The sequence below is a fragment of the Pseudomonas sp. TH07 genome, from assembly GCF_016651285.1.
Taxonomy (GTDB): domain Bacteria; phylum Pseudomonadota; class Gammaproteobacteria; order Pseudomonadales; family Pseudomonadaceae; genus Aquipseudomonas.
Genome location: NZ_JAEKED010000001.1, coordinates 2,053,569 through 2,068,825 on the forward strand (window position 1 = coordinate 2,053,569; position 15,257 = coordinate 2,068,825).

General features: G+C 62.9%; 15 protein-coding genes and 1 pseudogene. 8 read left to right on the forward strand and 8 right to left on the reverse strand.

Annotation, left to right across the window (positions count from 1 at the left end):
- The 8 genes from hutG (at nt 1) to JFU57_RS09750 (ending at nt 10,053) form a co-directional block, all read left to right on the forward strand.
- Nucleotides 1–804 (forward strand): N-formylglutamate deformylase, encoded by an 804-nt coding sequence (gene hutG / locus JFU57_RS09715; RefSeq protein ID WP_201129101.1) that lies wholly within the window; start codon nt 1–3, stop codon nt 802–804.
- A 173-nt stretch (nt 805–977) separates the two neighbouring features.
- Nucleotides 978–1,949 (forward strand): prolyl aminopeptidase, encoded by a 972-nt coding sequence (pip, locus tag JFU57_RS09720; RefSeq protein ID WP_078469424.1) that lies wholly within the window; start codon nt 978–980, stop codon nt 1,947–1,949.
- Entirely contained in the window at nt 1,946–2,383 is a 438-nt protein-coding gene (gene dtd, locus JFU57_RS09725; protein WP_201129104.1) for a D-aminoacyl-tRNA deacylase, read from the forward strand. Before pip ends, dtd begins: the two co-directional genes overlap by 4 nt.
- 276 nt (nt 2,384–2,659) lie before the next feature.
- A complete protein-coding gene (locus JFU57_RS09730) occupies nt 2,660–4,477 on the forward strand; it encodes a glucan biosynthesis protein (RefSeq protein ID WP_201129106.1) in 1,818 nt (605 codons plus the stop codon).
- On the forward strand, nt 4,470–7,040 hold the full coding sequence (mdoH, locus tag JFU57_RS09735) for a glucans biosynthesis glucosyltransferase MdoH (RefSeq protein ID WP_201129108.1): 2,571 nt from the start codon (nt 4,470–4,472) through the stop codon (nt 7,038–7,040). The genes JFU57_RS09730 and mdoH overlap by 8 nt, the downstream gene beginning before the upstream one ends.
- A gap of 385 nt (nt 7,041–7,425) precedes the next feature.
- Nucleotides 7,426–8,223, forward strand: a complete 798-nt coding sequence (locus JFU57_RS09740) for a transporter substrate-binding domain-containing protein (RefSeq protein ID WP_078469427.1) — start codon at nt 7,426–7,428, stop codon at nt 8,221–8,223.
- 143 nt (nt 8,224–8,366) lie between these two features.
- A complete protein-coding gene (locus JFU57_RS09745) occupies nt 8,367–9,326 on the forward strand; it encodes an amino acid ABC transporter permease (RefSeq protein ID WP_201129109.1) in 960 nt (319 codons plus the stop codon).
- Nucleotides 9,319–10,053, forward strand: coding sequence for an amino acid ABC transporter ATP-binding protein (locus JFU57_RS09750; protein WP_078469429.1), 735 nt, complete (start codon nt 9,319–9,321; stop codon nt 10,051–10,053). Before JFU57_RS09745 ends, JFU57_RS09750 begins: the two co-directional genes overlap by 8 nt.
- Nucleotides 10,054–10,185: 132 nt before the next feature.
- Here the strand turns inward: JFU57_RS09750 and JFU57_RS33600 are convergent, their stop codons facing one another.
- From JFU57_RS33600 to hisI, 8 genes and pseudogenes are all read right to left on the reverse strand, one after another.
- On the reverse strand, nt 10,186–11,058 hold the full coding sequence (locus JFU57_RS33600; protein WP_443217280.1) for a methyl-accepting chemotaxis protein: 873 nt from the start codon (nt 11,056–11,058) through the stop codon (nt 10,186–10,188).
- Nucleotides 11,041–12,102: pseudogene (locus tag JFU57_RS33605) on the reverse strand (methyl-accepting chemotaxis protein); the annotation flags it as partial. The gene JFU57_RS33600 and the pseudogene JFU57_RS33605, both read right to left, overlap by 18 nt.
- Nucleotides 12,103–12,247: 145 nt before the next feature.
- Nucleotides 12,248–12,955 carry a 16S rRNA (uracil(1498)-N(3))-methyltransferase gene (locus tag JFU57_RS09760; RefSeq protein ID WP_078469431.1) on the reverse strand — a complete coding sequence of 236 codons (708 nt, stop codon included), beginning with the start codon at nt 12,953–12,955 and terminating at the stop codon, nt 12,248–12,250.
- The gene (gene tatC, locus JFU57_RS09765) at nt 12,952–13,746 is read right to left on the reverse strand and encodes a twin-arginine translocase subunit TatC (protein ID WP_078469432.1); all 795 of its coding nucleotides are present in this window, start codon (nt 13,744–13,746) and stop codon (nt 12,952–12,954) included. The genes JFU57_RS09760 and tatC overlap by 4 nt, the downstream gene beginning before the upstream one ends.
- Nucleotides 13,743–14,198, reverse strand: a complete 456-nt coding sequence (gene tatB / locus JFU57_RS09770) for a Sec-independent protein translocase protein TatB (protein WP_201129111.1) — start codon at nt 14,196–14,198, stop codon at nt 13,743–13,745. Before tatB ends, tatC begins: the two co-directional genes overlap by 4 nt.
- Nucleotides 14,199–14,208: 10 nt before the next feature.
- Nucleotides 14,209–14,490 carry a twin-arginine translocase TatA/TatE family subunit gene (locus JFU57_RS09775; protein WP_078469434.1) on the reverse strand — a complete coding sequence of 94 codons (282 nt, stop codon included), beginning with the start codon at nt 14,488–14,490 and terminating at the stop codon, nt 14,209–14,211.
- Between the two features lie 27 nt (nt 14,491–14,517).
- Nucleotides 14,518–14,850 carry a phosphoribosyl-ATP diphosphatase gene (locus JFU57_RS09780; RefSeq protein ID WP_020299481.1) on the reverse strand — a complete coding sequence of 111 codons (333 nt, stop codon included), beginning with the start codon at nt 14,848–14,850 and terminating at the stop codon, nt 14,518–14,520.
- Between the two features lie 2 nt (nt 14,851–14,852).
- On the reverse strand, nt 14,853–15,245 hold the full coding sequence (hisI, locus tag JFU57_RS09785; protein WP_201129112.1) for a phosphoribosyl-AMP cyclohydrolase: 393 nt from the start codon (nt 15,243–15,245) through the stop codon (nt 14,853–14,855).
- Nucleotides 15,246–15,257 lie beyond the last annotated feature (12 nt).

Here is a 15,257-nt window from a genome sequence, read left to right on the forward strand (position 1 = left end):
GTGGATAAGGTGCTGAACTTCAAACAAGGCCGGGTGCCGCTGCTGATCAGCATGCCCCATGCCGGCGTGCGCCTGACGCCCGCCGTGGAGGCCGGGCTGATCGCCGAGGCGCAAAGCCTGCCGGACACCGACTGGCACATCCCGCAGCTCTACGAGTTTGCCCAGGAACTGGGGGCCAGCACCCTGGCTGCCGAGTACTCGCGGTTTGTCATCGACCTCAACCGCCCGTCCGACGACACACCTTTATATGTCGGGGCCACCACTGGCCTGTACCCGGCCACCCTGTTCGACGGCGTGCCGTTGTTCAAGGAGGGCCATGAGCCGTCGGCCGAGGAACGGGTGAGTTACCTGCAAAAGGTCTGGGGGCCGTATCACCGCACCCTGCAGGAAGAACTGGCGCGGCTGCGGGACGAGTTTGGCTACGCCTTGCTGTTCGATGCCCACTCGATCCGTTCGCTGATCCCCCATCTGTTCGAGGGCAAGCTGCCGGACTTCAACCTCGGCACCTTCAACGGCGCCAGCTGCGACTCGCAACTGGCTAACCAGCTGGAGGCTATCTGCGCCGGCCATGGCGACTACAGCCATGTGTTGAACGGGCGCTTCAAGGGCGGTCATATCACCCGCCATTACGGCAACCCGGCCGAGCATATCCACGCGGTGCAACTGGAGCTGGCGCAGAGCACCTACATGGAAGAGTTCGAACCGTTCCGCTATCGCCCGGACCTGGCGGCGCCGACCCAGTTGGTGCTCAAGGAGTTGCTGCAAGGGTTGCTCGCCTGGGGCCGGCAGCGTTACGGCAAGTGAGGGTGCGCGCCCTGGCGGCAAACCCCTGAGGGGCAGCGTTCATGTGCATGAATGGGGCTGACAACCCCATTTTTCTCAAGGGCATGCCGATTGCGTAATTCGGGTTTATGATGCCGGACGGCAGAATAATTGAAGTCCCCCCAGGGATGAACCCGACCCTTACGGAGCGCGCAATGCAGACTTTGTACCCGCAGATCAAACCCTACGCCCGGCACGATCTGGCTGTCGACGAACCGCATGTGCTGTACGTCGATGAAAGCGGTTCTCCGGAAGGCCTGCCGGTGGTGTTTATCCACGGTGGCCCGGGAGCCGGGTGCGATGCCCAGAGCCGCTGCTACTTCGACCCGAACCTGTACCGCATCATCACCTTCGATCAGCGCGGTTGCGGTCGCTCCACCCCCCACGCCAGCCTGGAAAACAACACCACCTGGGACCTGGTCGCCGACCTGGAGCGGATTCGCCTGCACTTGGGGATCGAAAAGTGGGTGGTGTTTGGCGGTTCATGGGGGTCGACCCTGGCGCTGGCTTACGCGCAAAGCCATCCAGAGCGTGTGCACGGTCTGATTCTGCGCGGGATCTTTCTGGCGCGTCCGCAGGAAATCGAGTGGTTCTACCAGAACGGCGCCAGCCGTCTGTTCCCGGATTACTGGCAGGACTACGTGGCGCCCATCCCACAGGATGAACGCCACGACCTGCTCAACGCTTTCCACAAACGCCTGACCGGCACCGACCAGATTGCCCAGATGCATGCGGCCAAGGCCTGGTCGACCTGGGAGGGGCGCACCGCGACCCTGCGCCCGAACCCATTGGTGGTGGATCGTTTCTCCGAGCCGCAGCGCGCGCTGTCGATTGCCCGGATCGAATGCCACTACTTCACCAACAATGCCTTCCTTGAGCCCGACCAGCTGATTCGCGACATGGGCAAGATCGCCCACCTGCCGGGGGTTATCGTCCACGGTCGCTACGACGTGATCTGCCCTCTGGACAACGCCTGGGAGCTGCACCAGGCCTGGCCCAACAGCGAGCTGCAAGTCATCCGCGACGCCGGCCATGCGGCCTCCGAGCCAGGGATCACCGACGCCTTGGTGCGCGCCGCCGACCAGATGGCCCGGCGCCTGCTCGACCTGCCGCTTGAAGAAGCATGAAGGGCCTGCTGCAACGGGTGCGTGGCGCACGAGTGGAAGTGGCGGGGGAGGTGGTAGGCGCCATCGACCAAGGGTTGCTGGTGCTGGTGGCGGTCGAACCCGACGACACCCGGGCCAGCGCCGACAAACTTCTGCACAAGCTGCTTAACTATCGGGTGTTCAGTGATCCCGAGGGCAAGATGAATCTGTCCCTGGCCGAGGTTGGTGGCGGTCTGCTGCTGGTGTCGCAGTTCACCCTGGCCGCCGACACCAGAAGCGGCTTGCGTCCGAGCTTTTCCACGGCCGCGCCGCCAGCCCTGGGCCAGGAGCTTTTCGACTATCTATTAGCAAAGGCGCAACAGTTACATGGCAAAGTGGCATCGGGACGTTTCGGTGCGGACATGCAGGTGCATCTGGTCAATGATGGCCCGGTAACCTTCCTGTTACAGACCTGAAAGTGCTTGAAACATCTTTTTCCGCCGATTTAGGTCGAAAACAGCTGTTTTACCCAATAAATACTTTGTTCCCCCTGATGCGTTGTAACGCGGCCTACTAGATAATCGCGCGCTACGGGGATCAGCGTTCGTTGGTCCATTTTGACTTAGGTAGAGACTTGTCCGTGACCGCTTGGGGAATCATTTCGCCCCATCGGAGTCGGAACAATGCTCGCCAACCTGGCATATAGATAGCTGGCCGTTGGTTTTTTGATCTGTTTTCGGCGAGGGTTGCTCGTGATTGTTAGTCCCTGTAATGCACCAAAATTGTCTGCCAAACGGTTACGAAACGCGCTGCTGACAGGCTCTGCCCTGCTTTGCCTGCTTGGCGCCGGTCCGCTCATGGCTTTCAATCTGGATGATGTATCGGCCAAAGCCAAAGAGCTGGCCGGGCAGAAGTACGAGGCCCCGCGCAGTAACCTGCCGAACGAATTTCGTGACATGAAGTTCGCGGATTATCAAAAAATCCGCTTCCTCACTGAAAAAGCTGAGTGGGCCAATCAGAAAACCCCCTTCAAGCTGTCGTTCTATCACCAGGGCATGCACTTCGATACGCCGGTGAAAATCAACGAAATCACGGCCAACACCGTCGAAGAGATCAAATACGACCCAAGTCGCTTCGACTTCGGCGACGTCAAGTTCGATCCCAAGGCCACCGAGAAGCTGGGTTATGCCGGTTTCCGTGTGCTGTATCCGATCAACAAGGCCGACAAGCAAGACGAGATCATGACCATGCTCGGCGCGAGCTACTTCCGCGTTGTGGGCAAGGGCCATACCTACGGCTTGTCCGCCCGTGGCCTGGCGATCGATACCGCCTTGCCTTCCGGCGAAGAGTTCCCGCGTTTCAGCGAGTTCTGGATCCAGCAACCCAAGCCGACCGACAAGCACCTGGTGATCTACGCCCTGCTGGACTCGCCGCGTGCAGCCGGTGCCTACCGCCTGACCCTGCGTCCGGGCAGCGATACCATCGTCGACGTCAAGGCCAAAGTGTTCCTGCGGGACAAGGTCGGCAAGCTGGGCATCGCCCCGCTGACCAGCATGTTCCTGTTCGGCGCCAACCAGCCGTCCAAGGTCCTCAACTACCGTCGCGAGTTGCATGACTCCAGCGGCCTGTCGATCCATGCCGGCAATGGCGAGTGGATCTGGCGCCCGCTGAACAACCCGAAACACCTGGCTGTGAGCAACTTCTCGGTCGAAAACCCGCGTGGTTTCGGCTTGCTGCAACGTGGCCGTGACTTCAGCCACTACGAAGACCTCGATGACCGCTACGACAAGCGTCCAAGCGCGTGGATCGAGCCAAAAGGCGATTGGGGCAAGGGCACCGTCGATCTGGTGGAGATCCCGACTGCCGATGAAACCAACGACAACATCGTTGCCTTCTGGAGCCCGGAGAAACAGCCGGAGCCGGGCCAGGCCTTTGATTTCGCCTACCGCCTGCACTGGACCATCGACGAAGCCGCCCTGCATTCGCCGGACAGCGCCTGGGTCGAGCAGACCCTGCGTTCCACGGGTGACGTCAAACAGTCGAACCTGATCCGTCAGCCGGACGGCAGCGTGGCGTACCTGGTGGACTTCCAGGGCCCATCCCTGGCGGCCCTGCCGGAAGATGCCGAAGTGCGCAGCCAGGTCAGCGTTGGCGATAACGCCGAGCTGGTCGAAAACAGCGTGCGCTACAACCCTGAAACCAAAGGCTGGCGCCTGACCCTGCGGATGAAAATCAAGGACGCAGGCAAGTCCACCGAGATGCGTGCGGCGCTGGTGAGAAACGTGGCTCCGGCCGAACCTGCCAAGTCGACCCTGCCGGCATCCAATTCTTCCGTGGCCAAGGCTGACAAGATTGCCGCCAAGCAACAGGAGAAGAAGGACAAGGAAGCCAAGCTGGCCGAGGCCAAGCAAGCTGACGCCAAGCCGGCCAAAGACGCCAAGGACGCCAAGGACAACAAAGACGCGAAGCAGCCTGTCGCTGCCGATGCCGCCCCAGCCACACCGGAATCTGTCCCGACTGAGCAAGTCCTGACCGAGACCTGGAGCTATCAGTTGCCTGCCGATGAGTAACTCTCAAGTACAGCCAGAGACTCTCGCCGAGTACCTGGCGCACCTGCCAATGACGGACGAGCAGCGCGCTGAACTGGCGGGTTGCCAGTCTTTCAGCGAGCTGCACCAGCGGCTGTCGTCTGCAACCTTCGATGCCCCTGCCGATGCCGCCCAGGCGTCGGTCGGCCGGCGTCTGACCCTGAGCACCGCCGAAGAGCTGGAGGACGCCGAAATGCTGGCGCTCGACGCCAGTGGCCGGGTTTGCCTCAAGGCCACGCCACCGATCCGTCGCACCAAGGTGGTTCCGGAGCCGTGGCGCACCAACATTCTGGTCCGTGGCTGGCGGCGCCTGACCGGGCGCACAAACCCGCCGGCACCACCCAAGGATGAGCGGGTGCTCCCGGCGGCGCGCTGGCGTACCGTGGGCTCGATCCGCCGTTACATCCTGCTGGTGCTGATGCTCGGCCAGACCATCGTCGCCGGCTGGTACATGAAAGGCATCATGCCGTACCAGGGCTGGGCCTTCGTCGACCTGGAAGAAGTCCTGCACCAACCCTTGATGCAGACCGCTACCCAGGTGCTGCCGTATGCGCTGCAGACCAGCATCCTGATCCTGTTCGGGATTCTGTTCTGCTGGGTCTCGGCGGGCTTCTGGACCGCGCTGATGGGCTTCCTCGAGTTGCTCACCGGGCATGACAAATACCGTATCTCCGGCGCCAGTGCCGGTGACGAGCCGATCCCTCGGGACGCGCGCACCGCTCTGGTCATGCCGATCTGCAACGAAGACGTGCCGCGGGTATTCGCCGGTTTGCGAGCGACTTTCGAGTCGGTTGCCGCCACGGGTGACCTCGACCGCTTCGACTTCTTCGTGCTCAGCGACAGTAACGATGCCGATATCTGCATCGCCGAACAGCAGGCGTGGCTGGATGTGTGCCGTGAAGCCAAGGGCTTCGGCAAGATCTTCTATCGCCGCCGTCGTCGCCGGGTCAAACGCAAGAGCGGCAACCTCGACGACTTCTGCCGTCGCTGGGGCGGCGACTACAAGTACATGGTGGTGCTCGACGCCGACAGCGTGATGAGCGGTGAATGCCTGACCAGCCTGGTGCGCTTGATGGAAGCCACGCCGGACGCCGGGATCATTCAGACCGCGCCACGGGCTTCGGGCATGGACACGCTGTATGCGCGCATGCAGCAGTTCGCGACCCGGGTCTACGGCCCGCTGTTCACCGCCGGCCTGCACTTCTGGCAGTTGGGTGAATCCCACTACTGGGGCCACAACGCGATCATCCGCATGCAGCCGTTCATCGAGCATTGCGCCCTGGCGCCTTTGCCGGGCAAAGGCGCGTTCGCCGGTGCGATTCTTTCCCACGACTTCGTCGAAGCTGCGCTGATGCGCCGTGCCGGCTGGGGTGTGTGGATTGCCTACGACCTGCCGGGCAGCTATGAAGAACTGCCGCCGAACCTGCTGGACGAACTCAAGCGTGACCGTCGCTGGTGCCACGGCAACCTGATGAACTTCCGCCTGTTCCTGGTAAAAGGCATGCACCCGGTGCACCGCGCGGTGTTCCTCACTGGCGTGATGTCCTACCTGTCGGCGCCCTTGTGGTTCTTCTTCCTGGTGTTGTCCACCGCCCTGCTGGCAGTGAACACGCTGATGGAGCCGCAGTACTTCATGGAGCCGCGCCAACTGTACCCGCTGTGGCCGCAATGGCACCCGGACAAGGCCGTGGCCCTGTTCTCGACCACCATCGTGCTGCTGTTCCTGCCCAAGTTGCTGAGCATCATCCTGATCTGGGCCAAGGGCGCGAAAGAGTTCGGCGGCAAGTTCAAGGTGACCCTGTCGATGCTGCTGGAGATGCTGTTCTCCATGCTGCTGGCGCCGGTGCGGATGATTTTCCACACCCGCTTCGTTCTGGCCGCATTCCTCGGCTGGGCTGCGACCTGGAATTCGCCACAGCGTGACGACGACTCCACGCCGTGGAGCGAGGCGGTCAAGCGCCACGGTCCACAGACCTTGCTGGGTTTCTTCTGGGCATTGCTGGTGGTGTGGCTGAACCCGAGCTTCCTGTGGTGGCTGGTGCCGATTGTCGGTTCGCTGATGCTGTCGATCCCGGTGTCGGTGATCTCCAGCCGTGTCGGCCTGGGCCTGAAGTCCCGTGACGAGAGCCTGTTCCTGATCCCCGAGGAATACAATCCGCCGCAGGCCTTGCTGGCTACTGACCAGTACACCCACGAAAACCGCTGGCACGCCCTCAACGACGGCTTTATCCGTGCCGTGGTCGACCCGCAGCAGAACGCCCTGGCGTGTGCGCTGGCGACCTCCCGTCACGGTCAGGCCGAGCCGATCGAGTGGCTGCGTATCGAGCGCGTGCGGCATGCGCTGAAAGTCGGGCCGGCGGCCCTCAACAACAGCGAGCGCCTGGCGCTGTTGAGCGACCCGGTGGCCCTGGCCCGCCTGCATGAGCAGGTCTGGAGCGAAGGCCACAGTGAATGGCTCGGTGCCTGGCGCCAGTCGGTAGACGCCGACCCCCATGCCCCGCTGTTACCGTTGCAACCGCTGATCGCGGCCCCGCAACCGGCCTGACGCCAACGCCCTTGAGCTCCCACTCAAGGGCGTTTTACATTGCACCACCACCCTTCAACCCCGTAGCCGCTGCCGCAGGCTGCGCCGGCCGGTACTGGCGCCACCTCTTTTCCTGACACGCTCCGGCGCCCCATAGGGCCAGCGCCGCCCCGCGGGCTCGGCAGCAGCTACAGGTCATACTTTTTCTGGTGCTTCTGCGGTGCTCTCTGGGGCCTGCGTACGGGGTTGTCGTGCTGACAAAAAACCTTGTGCAAATGGCCGAGTGCGTTAGCATCGCTCCCGCAAATTCTTGCGCGTGAACGACAACGGCTTGATATCCGGAGATTTTCCGTCCGGCGCCAGTACGCGCAGGCATCACAATAAAATCGGTTCAGGGGACTTGAAGATGAAGAAGTATCTCTCGATGCTGCTGCTCGGCGTCAGCGCCTTGGTGGCAGTCAACGCAGCCCAGGCGGGCGCCATCGACGACGCGGTCAAGCGCGGCACATTGAAAGTCGGCATGGACCCGACCTACATGCCGTTTGAAATGACCAACAAGCGTGGCGAGATCATCGGTTTTGAAGTCGACCTGCTCAAAGCCATGGCCAAGTCCATGGGCGTCAAGCTGGAGATGGTTTCCACCGGTTACGACGGCATCATCCCGGCCCTGCTGACCGACAAGTTCGACATGATCGGCAGCGGCATGACCCTGACCCAGGAACGCAACCTGCGCCTGAACTTCAGCGACCCCTTCATCGTGGTCGGCCAGACCCTGCTGATCCGCAAAGAACTCGAAGGCACTATCAAGTCCTATAAAGACCTGAACAGCGCCGACTACCGTATCACCTCCAAACTCGGCACCACCGGTGAGATGGTCGCCAAGAAGCTGATCGCCAAAGCCAAGTACCACGGCTACGACAATGAGCAGGAAGCGGTACTCGACGTGGTCAACGGCAAGGCCGACGCCTTTATCTACGACGCCCCGTACAACGTGGTGGCGCTGGGCAAGGTCGGCAACGGCAAGCTTACGTTCCTTGATAAGCCGTTCACCTACGAGCCTCTGGCCTTCGGTCTGAAGAAGGGTGACTACGACAGCATCAACTTCATCAACAACTTCCTGCACCAGATCCACGAAGACGGCACCTACGATCGCATCCATGACAAGTGGTTCAAGAGCACCGAGTGGCTCAAGGACATGGAATAAGCACCCTGTAGCCAAGGCGCTGGTTTTCTTCGGGCCGCTTTGCGGTTCCGCCAGCGCCGTCGCCGCGCCCCGCTCTTTGACCAAGGCGGCGTCCCCCTACCGTTGGGGGTGCTGTCCTTTGATCGCTATGGATTCACCGACCCATGAAGCAGAAAAAAGCCCAGTGGCCCTGGCACATCCTGACCGTACTGGTCCTGATCGGCCTGGCCGGCGCCTTGTATTACGCCACCTCGCTGATGTCTTACGAATGGCGCTGGAACCGCGTACCGCAGTATTTCGTCTACCAGGCTGAAGAGCCCCAGCGCGCCGCGGAGGTTTCCACCGTCAGCCAGCTGGTGCGCAAGGGCGATACGTTCGAGGTCTCCCTGCGCAACGACGGCGGCAACGAGCAGGTGCTGACGGTCGATGCGGCCAGCCTGCAAGTGGCCAATGGCGACGATGTGGGCGAGGGCGATGTGATTGGCATGACTTACCACTGGGCGGCCGGGCCGCTGTTGTGGGGGCTGTGGACCACCTTGTGGCTGTCGGTGGTGTCCGGCGTGCTCGGGCTGCTGATCGGCCTGGCAACGGGCCTGTGCCGGCTGTCGAGCAACCCGACCCTGCGTGATCTGTCGACGATTTATGTCGAGTTGGTACGGGGCACGCCGCTGCTGGTGCAGATTTTCATTTTCTACTTCTTTATCGGCACCGTGCTCAATCTGTCCCGGGAGTTCGCCGGGATTGCCGCGCTGTCGCTGTTCACCGGCGCCTATGTGGCGGAAATCATTCGCGCCGGGGTGCAGTCCATTGCCCGCGGGCAGAACGAAGCCGCGCGCTCCCTGGGCCTGAGCGGTGGCCAGTCGATGCGTCATGTGGTGCTGCCGCAGGCGCTCAAGCGCGTGCTGCCGCCGTTGGCCGGGCAGTTCATCAGCCTGGTCAAGGACACCTCGCTGGTCTCGGTGATCGCCATTACCGAACTGCTCAAGAGCGGCCGCGAGGTGATCACCACCTCGTTCTCGCCGTTCGAGATCCTGTTCTGCGTGGCCGGTCTTTATCTGTTGATCAACCTGCCGCTGTCGAAAATCGCCAGCCGGCTTGAGCGGAGGCTCGCGCAAAGTGATTGAAGTCCGCGATCTGGTAAAAGTCTTCGACACCCGCGGCCAAGTGGTGCGCGCGGTGGATAACGTCACCACCCAGGTGGCCCGTGGCGAAGTGCTGGTGGTGATCGGCCCGTCCGGCTCCGGCAAATCGACCTTCCTGCGTTGCCTCAATGGCCTGGAGGAATTCGACTCCGGCTCGGTGAGCATCGACGGCCTGCAACTGGCCGACCCCAAGACCGATGTGAACGCCTACCGCCGGGAAGTGGGCATGGTGTTCCAGCACTTCAACCTGTTTCCGCACATGACGGTGCTGGAAAACCTGTGCCTGGCGCAGAAAGTGGTGCGCAAGCGCGGCAAGAAAGAGCGCGAGGCCAAGGCCCTGGCGCTGCTGGAAAAAGTCGGTATTGCGCAGAAGGCCAATGAGTTTCCGTCACGTCTGTCCGGCGGCCAGCAGCAGCGCGTGGCGATTGCCCGGGCGCTGGCGATGGAGCCCAAGGTCATGCTGTTCGATGAGCCGACCTCGGCCCTGGACCCGGAAATGGTCGGTGAAGTACTGGACGTGATGAAAACCCTGGCCCTGGAAGGCATGACCATGGTCTGCGTGACCCACGAAATGGGCTTCGCCCGGGAAGTGGCGGACCGGGTGCTGTTTTTCGACCACGGCAAACTGCTGGAAGACGCCGCGCCGGCGGCGTTCTTCGACGCCCCCCAGGACCCCCGGGCCCAGGCCTTCTTGCGCCAGGTGCTGTAGGCGCTCCTGATTCACTCGGCCCCGAGCGCAACCTGCTGGCAGCGGCTACAAATGTAGCCGCTGCCGAGGGACGAGGCTGCGCTGTCCATCCCTGACACACCTGCTCACCTGCTAGGCCGTTGCGGCTACCGGTCAGACCCGAAAGCGCCCCACCAGGCTTTGCAGGTGGATGCCCAGGCGCGCCAGTTCGGCGCTGGAGGCGGCGGTTTCTTCGCTGGCGGCGGAGGTCTGCTCGGAAACGTCACGCACGTTCAGCACGCTGCGGTTGATCTCTTCGGCCACGGCGCTTTGCTGCTCGGCGGCGGTGGCGATCTGTTGGTTCATGGCCTGGATCGCCGACACCGTACGGGTGATGTTCTCCAGGGCGCCGCCGGCACGCCGGGTCAGCTCGACGCTGCTTTCGGTCAGGCCACGGCTGTTGTCCATGATGGTTGCCACCTGCTGGGTGCCGCTTTGCAGGCCGACGATCAACTCCTCGATCTCCTCGGTGGACTTCTGTGTGCGCTGGGCCAGGCTGCGCACCTCGTCGGCCACCACCGCAAAACCACGGCCGGCTTCCCCGGCACGAGCGGCTTCGATGGCGGCATTGAGCGCCAGCAGATTGGTCTGCTGGGCCACGGACTTGATCACATCCAGCACGCTGCCGATCTTGTCGCTCTCGTGCTTGAGGTGGCTCATGGCATCGGTGGAGTTGCCGACCTCGGTCGCCAGGCGCTCGATCTGGGCGATGGCTTCGCTGACCACCCGATCACCCTCGCGGGCCTGCTGATCGGCAGCCACAGCGGCCTCGGAGGCCTCCTCGGCGTTACGCGCGACCTCTTGCACGGTAGCCGCCATCTCATTCATGGCGGTGGCGACCTGGTCGGTCTCGACTTTCTGGTTATTGACCCCGGCGCTGGTCTGCTCGGTGACGGCCGACAGCTGCTCGGCGGCGCTGGCGATCTGGGTCACGCCATCGCCGATGCCGCCGATCAGCTCGCGCAGGCTCAGGGTCATGCGCTGCATGGCGCCTTGTAGCTGGCCCAGCTCATCACGGCGCTCGACGTTGAGGTTCTGGCTCAGATCCCCCGAGGCGACCCGCTCGGCGGCTTTCAGCGCCTGTTGCAGGGGAATGACGATCTGCCGGGTGATGCTCCACGCGGCGATCAGGCCAAAGAGCAGGGCCAGTGCGGTGACGATGATCAGCGTGTTCCGGGCCTGGGCGGCGTCGCTGTCGCGCTTGAGGGTCTGGGCGCTGGTGAGCTGCTTGCTCAGGTCCATCAGGCGCGTGCCTTGATCGGCCATGCGTTTGAGCGCTGCGGCACTGGCCACTTGCGAGTCACGGAACTCACTGACGGCGGCGCGATAGCCTTTGAGGGAGTCGGTGGCCTGTTGCAGGTTGGCGATATGTTGCTCCGGCAATCGGGTCGGCAGGCTGGCCAGGTTGCTCAGGGCGTTGTCGATGGCGTCCAGGGCCGGCTGCTCGGCATCAGCCTTGCCGCTGTAGGTGTAGCCACGCACCTGGAAGCGCGCCTGCTGGATCAGCTTGGAAAGATCGATGACGCTGTTGAACTGGGCGACGCTGTCGCCCTGCAGCAGGGATTTCTCGACCTCGGCAACCCGGGCCACGGCGTTGTCCGCGGTGGCCCCGAGTTTGCCGCGGGCGGCCTCACGGCTGTCGGTGGCACGGGTCATGTCGCTGAAAGCGGCCTTGTACTCGCCGACCGCTGCCAGCTGTTGGTCAATCAGCGTCAGGCTGTCGGATTGCTCCAGCATGCCGCGTGCAGTCTGCAAGCCGCTGTCGAGCTGCTTGAGCAGGTCGCTGACCGCCCCCGGGCCTTGTTCGCCGCGGCGCATTTCGTAATCCAGGCGCGCGGCACGCAGGTCCTTGGTCAATTCGTTGAGGCTGGAGATGTAGCCGAGCTTGTCGCCACGCTCGATCACGCTGCCCAGGCCCATCCAGCCGGTGGCGGTGATCAGCAGGGTCAGGAGCAGCACCAGGCCGAAGCCAAAGCCCAGTTTTTTATTGACGCTTACATTCCCCAGGGTTTGGGCGAGCCAGCGGTACATGGTGTGAACTCCCTTTTTTGCCGATTGGGTTTATCCATACGCTATCGGCGGGCACGGGCGTTCCTGTAGGCAACGGCCTGCCGACAATGGCGCAATAGAGGGGGTAGCGCTGGATGCAAGGCGCCGGCGAGCACCTGCTCGAGCCTCAGAACAAGCGGGCGAGCAGGGCGGTGACGGCGGTTTCGACGCGCAGGATGCGTTCGCCGAGCTGTACCGGCTGCAGGCCGGCCTTGCCCAGCAAGTCGATTTCGTAGGGGATCCAACCGCCTTCGGGGCCGATGGCCAGGGTCACCGGCTCGTCCAGCCCGCGTGGGCAGGCCGGGTAGGGGCCCGGGTGGCCGACCAGGCCCCGCGTGCCTTCAACCAGGCCAGGCAGGCGGTCTTCGACAAAGGGCTTGAAGCGTTTTTCGATCAGCACCTGCGGCAGCACAGTGTCCCGGGCCTGTTCAAGGCCGAGAATCAGTTGTTCGCGAATGGCCGCAGGTTCGAGGAAGGGGGTTTGCCAGAAGCTCTTTTCGACCCGGTAGCTGTTGACCAGGATCAGCCGTGGCACGCCCATGGCGGAAACGGTCTGCAGCACCCGGCGCAGCATCTTCGGCCGGGGCAGGGCCAGCACCAGGGTCAGCGGCAGCTTGGCGGGCGGCGACAGGTCGAGGTTGACCCGCAGTTCGGCCTCATGGGCCTCCAGGCGCAGCAGTTCGGCCGAACCCATCGCGCCGTCGATGCGCCCGACCCGCAGGCTGTCACCGACCGCGGCGCGATGCACTTCCTGCATGTGGGTCAGGCGCCGATCCCGCAGGATCACGCGGTCCGGCGCGATGAAATCGGCCTCTTCGAGGAGCAGCAGGTTCACGCCTGGGTCGCTGGCGGCTGGTCGTTGTGATCGTCGGCCGGTTGATCGTCCACGTGGTCGCCACGCTTGCTGATCAGGCTGCCGAACAGGATGCCGATTTCAAACAGCAGCCACATGGGAACGGCCAGCAGCGTCTGCGAGAAAATGTCCGGCGGCGTGAGGATCATGCCGACCACGAAGCAGCCGATGATCACGTACGGGCGGATCTTCTTCAGGTATTTGACGTCGACCACGCCGATCCAGACCAGCAGCACCACGGCCACCGGGATCTCGAAGGCCACGCCAAAGGCGAAGAACAGGGTCATCACGAAATCGAGGTAGCTGGTGATGTCGGTCATCATTTCGACGCCAGCCGGAGTGGCGGCGGCAAAGAACTTGAAGATCAGCGGGAACACCAGGAAGTAGGCGAAGGCCATGCCGGTGTAGAACAGCATGATGCTCGACACCAGCAGCGGCACGGCGATGCGTTTTTCATGCTTGTACAGGCCCGGTGCGATAAAGCCCCAGATCTGATGCAGGATCACCGGGATTGCCAGAAACAGCGAGACCATCATGGTCAGCTTCAGCGGCGTCAGGAACGGCGAGGACACATCGGTGGCGATCATCGTCGCGCCCACCGGCAAGTACTGGCGCAGCGGCGTGGAGACGAAGGTGTAGATCTGCTGTGTGAAGGCGAACAGCCCGGCAAAGATCAGGAAGATCGCCGCGACGCAGCGCAACAGGCGGGTGCGCAACTCGGTGAGGTGCGACACCAGCGGCATGTGTTGGTCGTTTTCCGGAATATCGCTCATGGGGCTCGCGGCGGCAAAGTAGGGTCATGGGGCGCGGGCGTGGCTGGAGCCGCCGCGGCAGGTGCAGGTTCAGTCAGCGTCTGGGGCGTGGCCGGCTCGACGGGGGCGGTCGGTGCTGGCGCCGGAGCGCTGGCCACTGGCGGAGCGTCGCTCGCAGCCGGGGCCGGTTGTTCAGCCACCGCTGGCGGCGGGGTGGCTTCCAGCTGGGTCGGTGCCAGGATCTTCCGCGCTTCCTGCTCCAACGACAGAATGTGTTCGTTGTGCAGTTGCCGGCGAATCTCGTCGGCACCGATTTCCCGTTCAACTTCCTGTTTAATCGCGTTGAAGCTGCGCTTCAGGCGCCCGACCCAGAGGCCGGCGGTCCGCGCAGCACCCGGCAGGCGCTCCGGGCCCAGGACCAGCAGGGCCACGAGGCCGACGAGCAGCAGTTCAGAGAAGCTGATACCAAACATTAGTCAGTGCTCACGAGTCTTTGCGGGTCGGCTCTTCGACTTTTTGGGCCTGCACGTCAATGGTGTGCGGTTGGCTCAGCGGCGCGGTGGTGTGTGGTTGCACCGGTGGCACGGGCTGCGCGGTCGGCGGTACCACAGGCTCGGCAGGCTTTTCATCGTCGTTCATGGCCTTGCGAAAGCCCTTGATCGATTCGCCGACGTCAGTACCCAGGTTCTTCAGTTTCTTGGTGCCGAATACCAGTACCACGACAACCAGGATGACGATCCAGTGTTTCCAGTCAAAAATGCCCATGCTGCGTTTTCCTCTCTAAAGTGTGGTTCAGGCGGATGGGCGCGAGGCCTTCTCGGCGTGCCCGGACAAACCGAAGCGACGATCCAGCTCATCGAGAACGGCCTGCGGATGCTGCCCCAGTTGGGCGAGCATGACCATACTGTGAAACCACAAATCGGCGGTTTCGTAGATCACATCGCTGCAGTCGCCACTGATGGCGGCGTCCTTGGCGGCGAGGATGGTTTCGACCGACTCTTCGCCCACTTTCTCCAGAATCTTGTTCAGACCCTTGTGGTACAGGCTGGCGACATAGGAACTGTCGGCCGCGGCCCCTTTGCGCTCTTCCAGCACCTGTGCCAGACGGTTCAGGGTGTCATTCATGTTCAGTGTCCTGCCGAATAAATCGCATGCGGGTCTTTGAGGACCGGTTCGACGGTCTTCCACTCACCGTTCTGGTGAACGCGGTAGAAGCAGCTATGGCGGCCGGTGTGGCAGGCGATGTCGCCGACTTGCTCGACCATCAGGATGATCACGTCGGCGTCGCAGTCCAGGCGCATTTCGTGGAGCTTCTGCACGTGCCCGGACTCTTCGCCCTTGCGCCACAGTTTGCCGCGCGAACGTGACCAGTAAATGGCACGGTTCTCGGCGGCGGTCAGGCTCAGGGCCTCGCGGTTCATCCAGGCCATCATCAGCACGCGCCCAGTCTTGTGATCCTGGGCGATGGCCGGCACCAGGCCGTCAGCGTCCCATTTGATCTCGTCCAGCCAATCTTTCATCTTCGACTCCGA